We start from the raw sequence: 16,274 nt of genomic DNA, 5'->3' as shown, positions 1-16,274 counted from the left end.
AGAAATCTCGAATTTCTATAAATAAAAAAATTTATTGAATCAAATTAATATAAATTTTCTCAAAATAAATGATTTAGAAAATTAACTAGGTGTATTTATTTTGGGTTAATTTTTTTATAAATTTGTATTTACAAAAAAAGATAGAGGAAAAAATATGGAAAAAGTGGGATTAATTGCCGGAAATGGCAAGTTGCCAGAATTATTTTTAAATGCTTGTCAAAAAAAGGGGATTGAGATATTTTGCGTCTATTTGTTTGAGAGTGTTGAAGAGAGTGTGAAAAATTATAAAAATTCGGTAAAATATAGCGTAGCACAAGTTGGTAAAATTATTTCTTATTTTAAAAAAAATAATGTTTCTCATCTGATAATGCTGGGAAAAGTTGAAAAAAATCTCATTTTTTCCAATTTGAAATTTGACTTGACGGCTACTAAAATTTTGCTTTCAACTAAAAATAAAAAGGATAAAAATATATTAAAAGCAATAATAGATTATATTGAAAGTGAAAATATAACAGTTTTACCGCAAAATTATCTTCTTGATGAATTTATGGCAAGTGAAGAAGTTTATACAAAAGCAAGTCCTGATAAAAATGAGAAAAAAACGATAGAAATCGGAATAGAAGCAGCAAAAATGCTGACAAGTATTGATGCTGGACAAACTGTCGTCGTAAAAAATCAGTCTGTCATTGCGCTTGAAGGAATTGAAGGGACGGATAAGACTATTTTGCGAGGAGGAAAACTTGCTGGAAAAAAATGTATCGTTGTGAAAATGGCTAGAAATGATCAAGATTATAGAATTGACATTCCGACAATTGGTCTTGAAACTGTGAAAAAAGTGGTGCAGATAAATGGGCGTGGAATAGTTATTGAAGCAGACAAAATGATGTTTATTGATAAAGAAGAAGTGATTGATTTTGCAAATAAAAATAAAATATTTATAGTGGGAATTAAATTTTAGAAATATTTTTATGGAATTTATTTTAAATTTACTTTTATAAAGAAAAAGAAAATAGGTAAAATTATGGAAAAAACTAAAAAAGTATTTATTTCTTGTGGTGAAATGTCGGGAGATTTACATGCTTCCTATATTGTAGAAGAGATGAAAAAAAAAGAAAAAATTGAGTTTTACGGAGTTGTCGGTGATAAATCCATCGCAGCTGGAGTGAATGTAGTTAATCATATAAAAAATAATGATGTGATGGGATTTGTAGAAGCTGTGAAAAAATATCGGTATTTTAAGAAAAAAGCGAAAGAATATATTGAATTTATAAAAAAAGAAAAAATAAAAACAGTAATTTTTGTTGATTTTGGTGGCTTTAATTTGAAGTTTTTTGATTTGGTAAAAAAAGAAATTCCCAATATAAGAACAATTTATTACATTCCGCCAAAAGTCTGGGCCTGGGGGAAAAGTAGGATTAAAAAATTGAAAAACTTTGATGATGTCGTTGCGATTTTTCCTTTTGAAAAAAAATATTTTGACAAGACACTTGAAAAATTTGGAAGTGATTCAAAAAGAAGTTTGAAAGTTCATTATTTTGGGAATCCATTTGTTGATAAATATAAGTTTAGTGAATATTTAGGAGAAAAAATTTTACTTTTGCCAGGAAGCCGTGAGCAGGAAATTGAAAAATATTTGCCTGTGATTTATGAAGTTTTGACAAGTCCAAAAGTTAAAAATGAAAAATTTATAATGAAGCTTGCGGATAAATCACATATTAAATATATTGATAAAATAAATAAAAAGTTTAATATGAATTTTAAAAGCTTAAAAAATCTGGAAATTTCATTTGAAAAAGTTGAAAGAATTAGAGATGAATGTAAGTTTGCAATTGCGACTTCTGGTACGGTCACATTTGAAATGGCTCTTATGGGGCTGCCTGTCATAGTAGTTTACAAAACTTCTAAAATAAATGCTTTTATAGCGAGAAAAATCGTTAAAATAAAATATATTACTTTAACTAACTTAAACGCTGAAAAAGAAATTTTTAAAGAGTTGCTGCAAGAAGATTTTTCATCTCAAAAGATTTTGGATGAAATGGAAAAAATGGAAAAAAATAAAGAAAAGATTGTACAAAGTTTGAAACTGGAAAAAGAAAAATTTGGAAATTTTGGAGTTTTGGAAAAAATTTCGGAATATTTAATTTCTAAAATTCAATAGTATGATTTATAGTATAATTTTGAAAAAAGAGGAAAAAATAGAGGAAAAAATATGGGAAAACAAGATGAATTGTCAAATAATTCGATATTTAAATTATTTGTAAAATATTTTATTCCAACACTTATAGGTTCAGCTGTGGTTGTTTTGTACAATATCGTAGACAGGTTTTTTGTTGGAAAAATTAGTGAAAAAGCACTTGCAGGTGCTGGAATAGCGTTTTATATAGTTATGCTTATAATTGCTTTTTCAATGTTAATTGGAGTTGGAGCGGGGACAATTATTTCGCTTAGGTTAGGGCAAGGTAAAAAAGGTGCGGCAAAAAAAGTTTTAGGAAATACAATTACAATGTTTGCAGTTTTTGGTATTTTTTTATATCTCGTGCTAATATTGAATATAAACACTATTTTAACATATTCGGGAGCAAATAGTGAAACTTTGCCATATGCAAAAGCATATTTACAAATAATTATGTTTGCAATATTACCGCTTTTTTACTCTTATGGACTGACTAATGTCTTAAATTCAGTAGGAGCACCTAACGTTGCAATGTTTTCAATGTTAATCGGTGCAGTTGTCAATATTATTTTAGATTATGTGGCAGTTATAATTTTACACACTGGAATTGAAGGTACAGCTTATGCAACATTGATAGGAAATGTGCTGTCAGCAGTATTTGTTTTATATTTTTTAACAGCTGGAAAATTTCCTTTTAAAGTTAATTTATTTGGGTTTAAGCTAGAAGAAAAAAGTAAATTGGTTTTGCAATTTAATAAATTAAAGTTGGATAAAAAAATTATAATGGACGTTTTATCAATTGGAATGTCGCCATTTTTACTACAAGCCGCAAGTTCTCTTGTGGGAGTGATTACAAATAAAATTGTAGATATAAATGGCGGAACTTATGGAGTTGCAATTATGACTATTATAAATTCATATTTGCCGCTGATGACGATGAGTGTCTATTCGGTTTCACAGGCAATTCAGCCAATTGTGGGGTTTAATTATGGAGCAAAATATTATGAAAGAGTTAGAGAATCGCTACTTACAGCAGTGTATGCTGGTGTTGGATTATCTGCAATATTTTGGGCAGTTGTAATGATTTTTCCAAAAGAAATGGTTTTATTTTTTAATGAAAAAAGTACGATTTCTGCTTTGAAGGAAGGGGAAAAGGCTATGAGAATTTATTTTTCTCTTGTGATTTTGTCGTCTTTTGGAATCATTATACCGAATTACTTTCAAGCAACAGGACGTTCTAAATATTCTGTAATTTTAAATTTATTGAGACAAGTTATCATCTTTTTAATAGTCGTTATAATTTTTTCAAACGTATTTAAGTTAAATGGTGTCTGGTATGCACAGCCATTTACAGATTTTGTATTTTTTATAATACTTGCTGTGCTTTGGTATAAGGAAAATAAAAAGATGAAAGATTTAACTGCTGCAAGAGAAAATGAAAAAATAGCAATTAGAGAAAAAAGAGAAAATTAATAAAAAAGAGGTAAAAATTATGAGAGTAATAATACTTATGGTGATTTCCTATTTGCTGGGAAGTATTCCAAATGCACTATGGATTGGGAAAGCTTTTTGTGGAATAGACGTGCGGGAACATGGAAGTAAAAATACTGGCTCTACAAATGCAGCTCGTGTTTTAGGACCAAAATGGGGGCTTTTGACGTTGATTTTGGATATTTTAAAAGGATTTGTTCCAACACTAATTGCAGTTAGCTTGAAAATGGACTTTTTTCAAAATCTGACAAATATTAAAAATATAGATTTTGTATTAGTTGGAATTTGTGCTATATTGGGACATATTTTTTCCATATTTTTGAAATTTAAAGGTGGAAAAGCCGTTGCTACAACGCTGGGAGTATTTGTGATACTTGTACCAAAAGCTATATTATTTTCAGCAATTATATTTTTTATAGTTTTTGCAATTTTTAGATATGTGTCGCTTTCTTCAATCTGTGCAGCAATATTACTTCCAATATTTATATTTTTAATGTATAGAGATATTTTAATTTACACATTTTTGGGAATTTTAATAGCGATATTAATAATTTTAAAACACAAGAGCAATATTGAGAGATTAAAAAATGGGACTGAATCGAAATTTAGCTTAAAAAATAAAAAAGGAAAGTAGGTAAAAGCAATGTCAGGAAACAAAAAAAATATTTTAGTAATAGGTGGTGGGAGCTGGGGAAGCTGCCTTTCAAAATTATTAGTTGAAAATGGTCATAATGTCTATTTGTGGGAGTATAACGAAGAGGTTAGAGATGTTATGAAAACTACAAAAACAAATCCAAATTTTTTGAAGGGAATAAAATTGCCAGATGAATTAAATATCATAGACGATTATGGAAAGGTTTTAACTGATGAAAAAAAATATGGAAAAATAGATATTGTATTACTTGCGACACCAACGCAATTTTTAAGAGGTGTTTTAAAAAGATTGAAAAATTTCTTAAATTATAATATAATACTAGTAAATGTTGCAAAGGGATTGGAAATTTCTACTAAAAAAAGAATTTCTGAAATAGTTGATGAAGAATTAGAAAATAAAAATTATAATTATGTTTTATTAGCTGGGCCTACTCACGCAGAAGAAGTAGCGCAAAGATTACCATCAGCAATACTTTCAGTTTCAAAAGATGAAAACTCAGCAAAAATTGTACAGAAGACATTTAGTAATAGTTATTTCAGAGTTTATACAGGGACGGACCTAATGGGAGCAGAACTTGCGGGGGCATTAAAAAACTGCCTTGCAATAGCAGCTGGAATCGCCGACGGTCTAGGTTATGGAGATAATACAAAAGCTGCGCTTATTACTCGTGGAATAAACGAAATGTTTGAAATTGCGAAATATTATAATGCAAATCAAAAGACATTTATGGGATTATCTGGACTGGGAGATATTATCGTAACTTGTACAAGCCGTCATAGCCGAAATAGATACGTAGGAGAAAAATTAGGAAAAGGTGAGAAAATAGAAGATATAATAAAAAATATGCAAATGGTGTCCGAAGGAGCTGAGACAATTAAAGCGCTTTACAAAATTATAAAGGAAAATAATTTAAATGCACCTATTTTTACAGCACTTTACGAAGTTATTTACAAAGGAAAACCAGTAACCGATTTGGAGAAGACATTTATGAGTAGAGATTTAAAATCAGAATTTTCAAATTAAAAATTTTAAAGAAAAAAGTGGGAGTGTGAAATGGAAGAAAATAACAATTTAAATTTGATGTCGTTATATTTAAGTGATATTCAAAAGTTTAACTTGCTTTCAAAAGAAGAGGAGTACGATTTATTAAGACGGATAAAAGAAGAAAATGATGAACAGGCAAGACAGTTATTAATATTATCAAATTTAAGATTAGTAATAAGTACTGCCAAAAAATCTCTGGGAAATGGACTTCCATTAATAGATTTAATAAGTGAAGGAAATATAGGATTAATAAAAGCAATAAATAAATTTGATTATGAAAAAGGTCACCGATTTAGTACATATGCGGTTTGGTGGATAAAACAATCCATTAAAAAGGCAATCATAAATATCGGTCGGGACATTAGAATACCATCGTATAAATATGAACAGCTGTCCAAAGTAAACAAAGTTATGAAAGATTATATGGCAACTCACGGCGAAATGCCATCAACTAGCTACATTGCCCAAAAAATTGACTTAAAAGAAAATAAAGTAGTTTTACTTATGAATGAATTTCAAGATATGATTTCGTTGAATGAAGTAGTAGGAGATAATATTTTTTTAGAAGATGTTATTGGTAAAAATGATGATGTCGAAGAAAAAATTATAAAAGAAGATCAATTACTGGAAATGCGAGAATTACTAAATAATGTTTTAACAGAAAGAGAAAAGAAAATATTGGAGTACAGATATGGACTTTACAACAATAAAATTTATACTTTGAAGGAAATTGGCGAAATGATGGGAATTACCCGGGAACGAGTGCGGCAAATAGAAAAAAAAGCGATAACAAAATTGAAAGAACATTTGAAGAAATATAAAGATATATTATAAAATTAAAGAGGTGGAATTATGTTAAATATGACGGTTGATAGAAAAGCGTTGTTGAAAGCGATTAATATTGTCGAAAAAGCTGTAACAGAAAATAAAATTAGGGAAGTTTTATCTGGGATTTACATTGAAACTTTTGACAATAGAGCGGTTTTGAGAGGAACTGACCTGGAACTGTCGATAAATACTGAAATCGAAGCTCAGATAGAAGAACATGGGAAAATTGTAATAAAACATGAATTAATAGAAGAATTTTTGAAACAGATTTCTGATGAAAAAATTGTACTTGCAGAAGAAGACGGAATGTTAGTGATAAAAACTAGCGCAACTGATGCAAATTTTTCACTTTATTCAGCGGAAAATTATCCAATTCAATCGAAACTTGAGAATGGAGTTGAATATGTGTTTTTAAAAGAAAAATTATTAAATTATATTGAAAATGTAAAAATTTCAGCTGCGACAGATGTAGAAAACTTAGCGGTAAACTGTATCCGTTTAGAAATAGAAGAAAACAAATTAAAGTTAATTTCATCGGATACATATAGACTTACTTACATTGAAGAAGATTTGGAAGAAAGTCAAAGAAATAAAGAAAACTTAATTGTGAGTATTCCGCTAAAAACAATTGATGGACTTATAAAAATTATGAAATTAGTGGAAGAAAGTGAAATAATGTTAAAATCAGATGGTTCAAAAGTTTATTTTAAATTTTCTAATGTAGAAATTCTGACAAGAACGATAGATTTGCAATTTCCAGATTATAAATCAATTTTAAATAGCTCAAAACACGATAAAAAAGTACTTTTAAATACAAAAGACTTTTTATCCGTCTTAAAAAGAGCATCCATTTTTGTAAAGGAAAATAAAGAATTCAGAAATGGAGCAGTTTTTAAATTTGAAAATAATAAATTGACTCTTACAGGGACAAATGACAACGCTAGAATAAAAGAAAAAATAATAATTATTCAAGAAGGAGAAAATTTAAAAATTTCATTAAATGTGAAATTTTTAATTGATTATATTTCTACAATACAAGGAAAAGTGACAGTTTTAGAATTACTGAATGAAAAAAGTTCGGTTATTATAAAAGATGAAAATAATCCAAATTCACTTTATTTTACTATGCCACTAGCACTTAGAGAAAGTTAATTTTAAATTTTTAGTAAATATTAATCAGAAAGGGGAATAATACACAATGCCTATAAAAATACCTAATAATTTACCGGCAGTAGAGATTTTAGCAAAAGAGAATATCTTTGTAATGAAAGAAAGTAGAGCATTGTCGCAAGATATTCGACCTTTAAAATTTGTGATAGTAAATTTAATGCCGACTAAGATTGAAACAGAAACTCAGCTTTTAAGACTTCTTAGCAACACACCGCTTCAAATTGAAGTTACATTTTTAAAAATGGCATCATATGTTTCAAAAAATACTTCAAAAGAACATATGGCAAATTTTTATAAAACATTTGACGACATTAAAAATGACTATTTTGATGGTTTGATTATAACAGGAGCTCCTGTGGAAAATTTAGAATTTGAAGAAGTAATTTACTGGAATGAACTTACAAAAATTATGAAATGGAGCAAAAAGCATGTTTACTCAACGATTTCAATTTGCTGGGGAGCACAAGCCTCTTTATACTATCACTATGGAATTAAAAAATATAAATTAAAAAAGAAACTTTTTGGAATCTATCCACTAAAAATAAAAATTTGTCACACTATGCTTTTAAGGGGTTTTGATGAAATTTTTAATATGCCGCAGTCAAGACATACAGAAGTAAGAGCTGAAGACATCGAAAAAGTGATAGAGTTGGAAATATTGGAAAATTCAAAAGAATCTGGAGTGAGCATTGTAAGAACTAAAGATAAAAGAGATGTCTTTATTATGGGACATTTGGAATATGATAGAATGACTTTGGCAAAAGAGTACGAAAGAGATGTTAAATTGGGTAAAAAAATAGAAGTGCCGTTTAATTATTATCCAAATGATGATCCTACAAAAATTCCACCATTTGTTTGGCGAGGACATGCAAATTTACTTTTTTCAAATTGGGTTAATCATCATGTGTACCAAAATACTCCGTATGATTTGAGAGAATTGAAAAATCTTTAATAAAAAATAAAACTGACCTAAAATTAAGATTTTAAGCCAGTTTTTTTATTGGAAATTTTAGTTATAATATTATTTTTATAGCTTCTTTGTGAAAAAATAATACTTTTTAAAAAATTACATTTTCAAGAAGCTGTGAATTCATAATATCATATGGCATAACCATTCCGCCACCATTTGAATCGAGATTGATATTTTTTCCGACTTTTAGTCCAGCTTTTTTAAATACGATGTAGACAAATTGTGAGCAGTACAACCTTTTGTCGAAATTTTTATCAAAGGTTATTCCGTAAGGTTTTGTGGTAGTCTCGTCTATTTCGTGAAAAAGAGCCTTTTTAAAGTTGTCGTCTATGTTCTTTAATCTAAATACAGCCACTTCCCTTTTTAAATTTTGCCAAGTATAAATCGGACTTTCGCTATATCCGATTGAATATGTTGGAAATTCTACAATTTTTTTATGTTCATTCAATATGGCGGCATGTCCCCACATAGTACGAAAACTAGAACCTTTAGATAGTACAAGAATATCTCCAGACTGTAGTTTATCCATATTCTGAATAATTTCTTTTGGGGAGTACCACTTATATTTTGAAGCTGATGACTGAGCTGATAAAGCTAAAGAAAACACAAAATAAAGAAAAAAGAGTAAAATTTTTTTATTATAATTTCTAAAAATTTTATTTTTCATAAATAAAAAATCCTTTCCAAAATTTATATAAATATTATATAAAAAACTAATAAAATAGTCCAGCATTATTTTATAAAATTAAAAAAAAGAAACATTAAAAAAAAATACAAATTTTAGAAAAAATAACTTGAGTTTTTATTAAGTTTATGGTTTAATTAAAGTAGAGGAGATTTTAATAATAAAATTGAAAAGAGAGGAGGAAAAACTATGATAGACAAAAATGCTATTTTGCTGGAAAGAAAGAAAAAAATAGATGCCAAGATGGATAAAATTAAACACAAGATAGTTGTGATGAGTGGAAAAGGTGGTGTTGGAAAAACAACTACGGCGATAAATTTAGCTTATGGGTTATCAGTAAAAGGATATAAAGTTGGTGTTTTAGATGCTGATTTACACGGTCCAAATGTCCCAATTATGTTTGGAGTGGAAGGAAAAAAACTTTCCAAGGTTTCTGAACCATTAAAAATTTCAGATAATTTGTGTATTTCTTCATTAAGTTTTTTCATTCCCGATGATAATCCTGTAATTTGGAAAGGTCCCCAAAAAATAACTGCCATAATGGAGCTATTGGAAGGTATAGAATGGAAAGAGTTAGATTTTTTAATTGTTGATTTACCACCTGGAACTGGAGATGAAACATTAGCAATCGCACAAAATATAAATGGTGCAAATGCTTTGATAGTTTCAACGCCACAAAATGTTTCGATTTTGGATTCAAAAAGAGCTCTGAAATTTGCAAAATTAATTAATTTAAAAGTTTTAGGAATGATTGAAAATATGAGTGGATTTGTGTGTCCTGATTGTAGTAAAGAAGTACATATATTTAAAAAAGGTGGAATAGAAAAAGTTGCAAAAGAAACAAAAACTGAATTCTTAGGTTCTGTGCCACTAGATGCCAATATTGTTGAATCAGGTGATAATGGATTGCCATTTATTTCAAGTGATTCATTAGCCTCAAGAAAAATGAATGATATTATTGAAAAAATTATAAAAAAAATAACAAGCTAACAAAGAATTTCAAATAACATAAAGAAAGCGAGAGGAAAAAATGAAAGTACTAGTATTTAACAAAAATGAGAAAACAAGAATGGTTGTTGGACAGCTATTAAAAGAACTAAGTTTCAATGTAATATTGGCAGAAACAGAAGAACAATTGTTGGATTCTATGAAAAATGAAGCATTGGACATAACATTTTTAGACACAAATTCATTTGAAGATTTTCAGCATTCAATCGACAGTGTGTTAAAATATAAAAGACAAAGCTATATAATTTTATCAATAGAACAAGATGACAGATATTCAAAAACAGAAGCATTATTAAATGGAATAGATGATTATGTTTATAATGATTTTAGATTAGAAGAAATTTCTGCAAAATTCAAGTCAATTGTTAGAATTTTAAATAAAAAATTAACAGAAGACGAAATGGGAATTTTGACAGCATATGACTTGACACTAAATCCTGCAAATAGAGAAGTAAAAAGAGCTGGAAATGAAATTGAGTTAACAAATAAAGAATTTTTACTGCTTGAATATTTTTTGAGAAATAAAAATAGAGTGCTTACAAGAACAATGATTTCAGAAAAAATATGGGATATTGATTTTGTTTCTGAAAGTAATATAGTAGATGTGTATGTGAACTTTTTAAGAACAAAAATTGACAAAGGATATGATGAAAAAATCATAAGAACTGTAAGAAGTGTAGGTTATATTGTAAAAGAATAGAAAATGGTTAATATTTCGTTGTTTTAAAACTGTAATAATAACAAAATAATAAAAAATGTAAATTTTCATTGATTTTATAAAAATAATATGTTAAAATATGTTAGATATAAAAAAAGGAAGTGATAATTATGTTTAAGCAAATAGAATTAGCATATGATTTTAACGCATTGGAACCAAACATAGATGCAAAGACAATGGAAATACATTATGGGAAACACCATGCAACATATACAAACAATTTAAATGAAACTCTAAAAAATAATGCGCCTGAGTTTTTAGAAAAGCCGATTGAAGAAATTTTAAAAAATTTGGATGCGTTGCCAGAGGAAATCAGAATAGCTGTTAGAAATAATGGAGGAGGGTTTTATAACCACAATTTATATTTTGATATAATGGGACCTGATGCGGATGGTAAGCCAACAGGAAAATTATTAGAAGAAATTAAAGAAACATTTGGAAGTTTTGAAAATTTTAAAGATGAATTTTCAAAAGCTGCAGCTACAAGATTTGGTTCAGGATGGGCTTGGTTAGTAGTAAATGGAGAAGGTAAATTAAAAGTTACTTCAACAGCAAACCAAGATTGTCCACTTATGTCTAATATTACGCCTTGCAGCTGCTCACAAGGAACACCTATTTTGGCAATTGATGTTTGGGAACATGCATATTATTTAAATTATCAAAATAGAAGACCTGATTATATTTCTGCATTTTTTAATGTAATTAATTGGGATAAAGTTGCTAAAAGATATGAAGATGCAATTAAATAAATAATTAGATAGTTAGTAAAATAGCAAAAAAATATAAATAAATTTATGTGGGATTGAATTGATTTTCGTTCAATCCTTTTTAATTTCTATTTTTATTTTATGCAAAAATTATTTGACTTAATAATTTTTATTTGATATACTATAAAAAAGTAATAATTTTAAAAATATTTGAAATTCAAATTATAATTTATTTAAGGAGATGAAAAAAATGGCAACACCAAAAGTAACAACAGATATGAATATTATGGAAGCGGTAGAAAATTATCCGATTATTGCTCAAGTTCTTATGAGATATGGTCTTGGATGTGTGGGTTGCATAATTTCAAGCGCTGAAACTCTTGGGGAAGGAATTGCAGCTCATGGATTAAATCCTGATATTATTGTTGAAGAAGTAAATGCAATTTTGGAAAAACAGGAAAATATGTAAAAAATTATTTTATAAAAAAATTGTCTTAAAAGTTTAACTTTTAGGACAATTTTTTTTACATTATTAATAAAAATCCATAAATGATATTTGTAAGTAAAATAACTCCAACAAAAAATCTGTTTATAAATTTAAATATACTTTGAGAATTAAATGTTAATATCAAAATTATATTTATTATTGAATATATTAAAAACAATAAAGAAAAATTTTTAAATATAAAAAACTTCGAAGTTTTTATAAGCATAAAAACTGGAGGAAGCAAAAATTTGAATGAATTGCTAAAAAAAGTATATAAAAAAATTACTAAAACTTCAAAAAGCAATGTTAAAATTGTCACTCTTTCTGCAAATCTCGTTCTATTTTGACCTAAAAATAGTAATGATAAAATAGAATAAACTCGCACAAATATTAAAAGTAACGATAAAAAAGCAAATGTACTAATCATAAACTAAATCTCCATTTTATATTTTTGTTTTAATTATTTTAAATAATTTTATAATAAATTTTTTTGTCTTGCCATCTTTTCAAGTTCTCTTATTCTATCTTCAGTTGCAGGGTGAGTTCTAAAAAGATCTTGAAATTTTCCAAGGTTTGCAAGTGGGTTTATTATAAACATGTTTGCCGTTGCAGGGTTCTGATTTTCCATTGGAATGGCTTGACTGTAATTTTCCAATTTTATAAGTGCATTTCTTAAATATAATGGATTTCCAGAAAATTCTGCTCCAGCTTCATCAGCCATAAATTCTCTTTTTCTTGAAATTGACATTTGAATAATCATTGCAGCTATTGGCGCAAGTATTGAAACGAGCATAATTAAACCTATATTGTTATTTTTTCTTCTGTTGTCGCCAGAATTTGAAAAATAAGGTAAAAATCTTGTAATATTAGCAATGGCACCTGCAAAAGTCGAAGCTATCGTACTGATTAAAATATCACGATGTTTTATATGACCAAGTTCGTGTCCTAAAACCCCTGCAAGTTCGTTGTCATCCATTATTTCCAAAAGTCCTTGTGTACAGGCGACTGCTGCATTTTGGGGATTTCTTCCAGTTGCAAATGCATTTGGCTGTCTTTCAGGGATAATGTATATTTTAGGCATAGGCAATTCTGCATTTTGCGCTAATCTTTGAACAATTTTATATAATCTTGGATTAGAGGCGCTTGTAACTGGTTGACCACGATATGCTTTTATAACCATTTTATCGCTGAACCAGTAACTGTAAAAGCTCATTGCAGCGGCAATCAAAAGACCGATTAAAGCACCTTGCCGATTTCCCAAAAGTCCACCAATAAATGTAAATAAAAAGACTAATGTAAACATCAAAAAACCTGTCTTTAAAGTGTTTATGAACATATTAAATCTTTCCTTTCTGTTTTATTTATCCTTTCTTTCTATTTTTTATTACATCTTATTATAATATATATTTATTTTTTTTTCAATTCAAATAATAAAAAATACGCCTTTAATAAAAAATTCAAAAGCATATTTTTTTAAATTTAAGATTTTAGGATTTTCTCAAAAATAATAGATTTTGTCAGCTTATAGAGTAAAATCATCAAAAGTAATGGAAAGACAATGCTTGTAAGTAGAATTATTCCAATTATAATAGGTGCGTTTTCCATTATGCTGTGAGAAACATTATTAATTTCTGTTGAAAAATTATTAATCTTTTGTTTTGCAGTGTCTATTTGACCAGGAATGTTAAAAATACTTTTGTTTTGGTCTAAAGAGAGCATACTGTCTTTTACATTGTTAAGTCTATTTAAATTTTGATTTAACTGGACAATTGCTGGAGTTTTATATTCTTTTTCAAAATAATTTGAAATCATAGAATTTACAAAAATTGTTCCAGGAATTACTGTATAAATATAAATTAAAACAAAAAAAGAATATTTTGAGATTTTTTTAAATATTTCTGTAATGCTATTTTTAAAAACAGTGTACGGCAAATAAGAAACTAGTGAAATAAATATAAGTATTGTAGCCAATTTTACTCGAAAAATTTCTTGATAAATAGTTTGAATTTTTAAAACTACGACGCTTGCCAGAGAAATTTTCCAAATGATATTTATCATATCGTAAACAGGCTGAATTATATCTCCAACTTCAATTTGCATTCCTAAAATCATATTCACATTGACAGTACTTCCTTCGATGACATCTGCCGCTCCTTTTAAAAGCGAAAGAGTTAAAAACAATCTTTGCGACTCTTTATAAGTTTTATCTAAATAAGGTCGAGTCAGATTTTTAAAAAAATTAAAAATTGTGTGTTCAAAAATTTTATCCATCAATCCGAAAATACATAAAAGTATTCCTAAAACAACTAAAATTATTATAGTTAAATCTTTTTTACTAAATTTTTTATTATTTATTTCCAATTTTATATCACCTCAATATTTATTATGTTTTATTTTAGCTCTAAAATTTTTCTCACGACATAAGATGCAAGAACAAGTCCAGCAGTTCCTGGCACAAATGCGTTGCTTCCTGGAGTCGATTTTCTTGGCATTTTGTTATTTTTTCTGAATTCTGTCGGCAACTCCTCTTTAAATAATTCAGATTTATTTGGAATAAGTGGAATTTCTTTTGAAAAAACAACAGGAACATCTGTAATTCTTTTCTTTTTCAAAATCCCTCTAATCGTTCTAGCCATTGGACAAACTGAAGTATTTTTTATTTTTGCTATCTCAATCATCTCTGGATGCATTTTATTTCCAAATCCCATAGAAGAAATAATTTTTATTTTATTTTTTATACAAAACTCAATTAAATTTATTTTGCTTGTAACAACATCAATTGCGTCGACGACAAAATCATATTTTTGATTCTCGAATATTTTTTCTACATCTTCATAAGTGTAAATTAATTGTTTTATTAGCTTTACTTCACATTCAGGATTTATATCAAATATTCTAGCCTTCATCACTTCTGTTTTAGATTTTCCGATTGTACTGTGAAGTGAATGAAGCTGTCTATTTATGTTAGATTCTGAAATTTCATCAAAGTCGACCATCGTAATATGACCAACTCCACTTCTCGCAAGAGCTTCAACTGTGTAAGAGCCAACACCTCCAACTCCAAATATAATAATTTTTGAATATTGTAATTTCTTTATATTATCTTCTCCAACTAACATCGAAAATCTTGCAAATACTTGATTCATTTGACCACCTTCCTTTTTTTCTTTTGAATTTTTCTTTATTATATCACAAAATTTTTAAATGTAAAGAACTAAAAAATTAAATATAAAAAAATAAAATTGAGAGTTGTAAAACAAAATATAAAAAAAATACTTGCAAAAATATAAAAAGTATGATAAAATTATTAAGTAATATTAAATTAGAAGTAGAAATATTGTTTCTCACCTTTCCATCGTGTATTTAAAAAAGTTTTGAGATGAGTTAGGTTTATAGTTATTTTTTAAATATATATTTTAGTATCAGATTTTTTGATATATGAATTTTAATAACTATTTTGAGCAAGATGTTTCTTATATCTTGTTTTTTATTTGATTAAATTCTAATTTTAAGAAATTTAATAAATTTAGGAGGTGTTCTTTATAAGAGGGACTAATAAATTTGATGAACCTAGAATGAACGAAAGAATCAGAGCAAGGGAAATAAGAGTAATTGGTGATGACGGAGAACAATTTGGAGTTTTATCTGTTCGTGAGGCTTTGGCAATTGCGGCAGAAAGAGAATTGGATTTAGTTGAAATTTCACCGAATGCAACACCGCCTGTCTGCAAAATTATGGATTATGGAAAATTCAAATATGAGAAAACAAAAAAAGACAAAGAAAATAAGAAAAAGCAAAAAAATATTGTCGTGAAAGAAATTAGAATAAAACCTCATATTGATGAACACGACAAAGCAACAAAAATTTCTCAAATTAAAAAATTTATAGAAAAAGACCATAAAGTAAAAGTTAGTTTAAGACTTACAGGTAGAGAAAGATTACACGCAGATTCTGCAATCAAAGTGTTGGATGAATTTGCAAGTCATTTTGAGGAACTTGCTGTTATAGAAAAAAAATATGGAAAAGAACAAGTGCAAAAATTTATTTTATTATCACCAAAAAAATAATAAAATTAAATAAAAGAGCAATTTAATTTTTAAGGAGGAAAAAAAATGCCAAAAATGAAAACACATAAAGGAACAAAAAAAAGAGTAAAAGTTACAGGAAGTGGAAAAATTTCTATTAAACATTCAGGAAAAAGTCATATCTTAACTAAAAAATCTCACAAAAGAAAGAAAAGATTAGGACAAGATGCGATTGTTCCTAAAGGTGCAGAAAGAAAAATTAAAAAAGTTTTAGCTGGACAAGAAGGAAGATAATCAGTTAAAAAATAATAAA

18 protein-coding genes are annotated in these 16,274 nt (G+C 27.7%); 14 read left to right on the top strand and 4 right to left on the bottom strand.

Going from position 1 to position 16,274, the window contains the following annotated elements:
• Positions 1–154: 154 nt before the first annotated feature.
• The 8 genes from BCB68_RS09355 (at position 155) to metA (ending at position 8,313) form a co-directional block, all read left to right on the top strand.
• Positions 155–958 (top strand): LpxI family protein, encoded by an 804-nt coding sequence (locus tag BCB68_RS09355; protein ID WP_094080533.1) that lies wholly within the window; start codon positions 155–157, stop codon positions 956–958.
• Positions 959–1,021: 63 nt separating this feature from the next.
• A complete protein-coding gene (gene lpxB, locus BCB68_RS09350; protein ID WP_094080532.1) occupies positions 1,022–2,158 on the top strand; it encodes a lipid-A-disaccharide synthase in 1,137 nt (378 codons plus the stop codon).
• A gap of 51 nt (positions 2,159–2,209) precedes the next feature.
• On the top strand, positions 2,210–3,646 hold the full coding sequence (locus tag BCB68_RS09345) for an MATE family efflux transporter (RefSeq protein WP_094080531.1): 1,437 nt from the start codon (positions 2,210–2,212) through the stop codon (positions 3,644–3,646).
• Between the two features lie 19 nt (positions 3,647–3,665).
• Positions 3,666–4,298, top strand: a complete 633-nt coding sequence (gene plsY / locus BCB68_RS09340) for a glycerol-3-phosphate 1-O-acyltransferase PlsY (RefSeq protein ID WP_094080530.1) — start codon at positions 3,666–3,668, stop codon at positions 4,296–4,298.
• 9 nt (positions 4,299–4,307) lie between these two features.
• A complete protein-coding gene (locus tag BCB68_RS09335) occupies positions 4,308–5,342 on the top strand; it encodes an NAD(P)H-dependent glycerol-3-phosphate dehydrogenase (RefSeq protein WP_094080529.1) in 1,035 nt (344 codons plus the stop codon).
• A 30-nt stretch (positions 5,343–5,372) separates the two neighbouring features.
• Positions 5,373–6,197: a sigma-70 family RNA polymerase sigma factor gene (locus tag BCB68_RS09330; protein WP_094080528.1), complete on the top strand. Its 825-nt coding sequence runs from the start codon at positions 5,373–5,375 to the stop codon at positions 6,195–6,197.
• Between the two features lie 18 nt (positions 6,198–6,215).
• Positions 6,216–7,343, top strand: coding sequence for a DNA polymerase III subunit beta (dnaN, locus tag BCB68_RS09325; RefSeq protein ID WP_094080527.1), 1,128 nt, complete (start codon positions 6,216–6,218; stop codon positions 7,341–7,343).
• A gap of 46 nt (positions 7,344–7,389) precedes the next feature.
• The gene (metA, locus tag BCB68_RS09320; RefSeq protein WP_094080526.1) at positions 7,390–8,313 is read left to right on the top strand and encodes a homoserine O-acetyltransferase MetA; all 924 of its coding nucleotides are present in this window, start codon (positions 7,390–7,392) and stop codon (positions 8,311–8,313) included.
• Between the two features lie 106 nt (positions 8,314–8,419).
• Here metA and BCB68_RS09315 read toward each other — a convergent pair whose 3' ends face one another.
• Positions 8,420–8,998, bottom strand: coding sequence for a YiiX/YebB-like N1pC/P60 family cysteine hydrolase (locus BCB68_RS09315; RefSeq protein ID WP_094080525.1), 579 nt, complete (start codon positions 8,996–8,998; stop codon positions 8,420–8,422).
• A 207-nt stretch (positions 8,999–9,205) separates the two neighbouring features.
• On the opposite strand from BCB68_RS09315, the gene BCB68_RS09310 reads away from it, so the two are divergent.
• From BCB68_RS09310 to BCB68_RS09295, 4 genes are all read left to right on the top strand, one after another.
• The gene (locus tag BCB68_RS09310) at positions 9,206–10,006 is read left to right on the top strand and encodes an Mrp/NBP35 family ATP-binding protein (protein ID WP_094080524.1); all 801 of its coding nucleotides are present in this window, start codon (positions 9,206–9,208) and stop codon (positions 10,004–10,006) included.
• Positions 10,007–10,046: 40 nt separating this feature from the next.
• The gene (locus tag BCB68_RS09305) at positions 10,047–10,724 is read left to right on the top strand and encodes a response regulator transcription factor (protein ID WP_094080523.1); all 678 of its coding nucleotides are present in this window, start codon (positions 10,047–10,049) and stop codon (positions 10,722–10,724) included.
• 128 nt (positions 10,725–10,852) lie between these two features.
• Positions 10,853–11,491: a superoxide dismutase gene (locus BCB68_RS09300; protein ID WP_094080522.1), complete on the top strand. Its 639-nt coding sequence runs from the start codon at positions 10,853–10,855 to the stop codon at positions 11,489–11,491.
• Between the two features lie 208 nt (positions 11,492–11,699).
• The gene (locus BCB68_RS09295) at positions 11,700–11,918 is read left to right on the top strand and encodes a DUF1858 domain-containing protein (protein ID WP_094080521.1); all 219 of its coding nucleotides are present in this window, start codon (positions 11,700–11,702) and stop codon (positions 11,916–11,918) included.
• Positions 11,919–12,411: 493 nt separating this feature from the next.
• Here BCB68_RS09295 and htpX read toward each other — a convergent pair whose 3' ends face one another.
• The 3 genes from htpX to BCB68_RS09275 all read right to left on the bottom strand — a co-directional run bounded on the left by htpX (position 12,412) and on the right by BCB68_RS09275 (position 15,082).
• Positions 12,412–13,272 carry a zinc metalloprotease HtpX gene (gene htpX, locus BCB68_RS09285; RefSeq protein ID WP_094080519.1) on the bottom strand — a complete coding sequence of 287 codons (861 nt, stop codon included), beginning with the start codon at positions 13,270–13,272 and terminating at the stop codon, positions 12,412–12,414.
• Between the two features lie 143 nt (positions 13,273–13,415).
• Positions 13,416–14,297: a hypothetical protein gene (locus tag BCB68_RS09280; protein WP_237048624.1), complete on the bottom strand. Its 882-nt coding sequence runs from the start codon at positions 14,295–14,297 to the stop codon at positions 13,416–13,418.
• A 29-nt stretch (positions 14,298–14,326) separates the two neighbouring features.
• Positions 14,327–15,082: a tRNA threonylcarbamoyladenosine dehydratase gene (locus tag BCB68_RS09275; RefSeq protein WP_094080517.1), complete on the bottom strand. Its 756-nt coding sequence runs from the start codon at positions 15,080–15,082 to the stop codon at positions 14,327–14,329.
• 429 nt (positions 15,083–15,511) lie between these two features.
• On the opposite strand from BCB68_RS09275, the gene infC reads away from it, so the two are divergent.
• Both infC and rpmI read left to right on the top strand, forming a co-directional pair.
• A complete protein-coding gene (infC, locus tag BCB68_RS09270) occupies positions 15,512–16,003 on the top strand; it encodes a translation initiation factor IF-3 (RefSeq protein ID WP_157697382.1) in 492 nt (163 codons plus the stop codon).
• 45 nt (positions 16,004–16,048) lie between these two features.
• Complete coding sequence (gene rpmI / locus BCB68_RS09265; protein WP_094080515.1) at positions 16,049–16,255, top strand: 50S ribosomal protein L35; 207 nt, start codon at positions 16,049–16,051, stop codon at positions 16,253–16,255.
• Positions 16,256–16,274: the final 19 nt, after the last annotated feature.

This window comes from Leptotrichia sp. oral taxon 498 (assembly GCF_002240055.1).
GTDB classification, from domain to species: domain Bacteria; phylum Fusobacteriota; class Fusobacteriia; order Fusobacteriales; family Leptotrichiaceae; genus Leptotrichia; species Leptotrichia rugosa.
Note: the sequence above shows the minus strand (reverse complement) of the source record. Positions and strands in the feature narration are given on the sequence as shown.

Coding starts and splice junctions, on each gene's coding strand:
- BCB68_RS09310 (WP_094080524.1), top strand. CDS start 9,206: ATGATAGACAAAAATGCTATTTTGCTGGAAAGAAAGAAAAAAATAGAT.
- BCB68_RS09355 (WP_094080533.1), top strand. CDS start 155: ATGGAAAAAGTGGGATTAATTGCCGGAAATGGCAAGTTGCCAGAATTA.
- metA (WP_094080526.1), top strand. CDS start 7,390: ATGCCTATAAAAATACCTAATAATTTACCGGCAGTAGAGATTTTAGCA.
- BCB68_RS09305 (WP_094080523.1), top strand. CDS start 10,047: ATGAAAGTACTAGTATTTAACAAAAATGAGAAAACAAGAATGGTTGTT.
- BCB68_RS09330 (WP_094080528.1), top strand. CDS start 5,373: ATGGAAGAAAATAACAATTTAAATTTGATGTCGTTATATTTAAGTGAT.
- BCB68_RS09295 (WP_094080521.1), top strand. CDS start 11,700: ATGGCAACACCAAAAGTAACAACAGATATGAATATTATGGAAGCGGTA.
- rpmI (WP_094080515.1), top strand. CDS start 16,049: ATGCCAAAAATGAAAACACATAAAGGAACAAAAAAAAGAGTAAAAGTT.
- lpxB (WP_094080532.1), top strand. CDS start 1,022: ATGGAAAAAACTAAAAAAGTATTTATTTCTTGTGGTGAAATGTCGGGA.
- infC (WP_157697382.1), top strand. CDS start 15,512: ATGAACGAAAGAATCAGAGCAAGGGAAATAAGAGTAATTGGTGATGAC.
- plsY (WP_094080530.1), top strand. CDS start 3,666: ATGAGAGTAATAATACTTATGGTGATTTCCTATTTGCTGGGAAGTATT.
- BCB68_RS09315 (WP_094080525.1), bottom strand. CDS start 8,998: ATGAAAAATAAAATTTTTAGAAATTATAATAAAAAAATTTTACTCTTT.
- BCB68_RS09345 (WP_094080531.1), top strand. CDS start 2,210: ATGGGAAAACAAGATGAATTGTCAAATAATTCGATATTTAAATTATTT.
- BCB68_RS09335 (WP_094080529.1), top strand. CDS start 4,308: ATGTCAGGAAACAAAAAAAATATTTTAGTAATAGGTGGTGGGAGCTGG.
- BCB68_RS09300 (WP_094080522.1), top strand. CDS start 10,853: ATGTTTAAGCAAATAGAATTAGCATATGATTTTAACGCATTGGAACCA.
- htpX (WP_094080519.1), bottom strand. CDS start 13,272: ATGTTCATAAACACTTTAAAGACAGGTTTTTTGATGTTTACATTAGTC.
- BCB68_RS09275 (WP_094080517.1), bottom strand. CDS start 15,082: ATGAATCAAGTATTTGCAAGATTTTCGATGTTAGTTGGAGAAGATAAT.
- dnaN (WP_094080527.1), top strand. CDS start 6,216: ATGTTAAATATGACGGTTGATAGAAAAGCGTTGTTGAAAGCGATTAAT.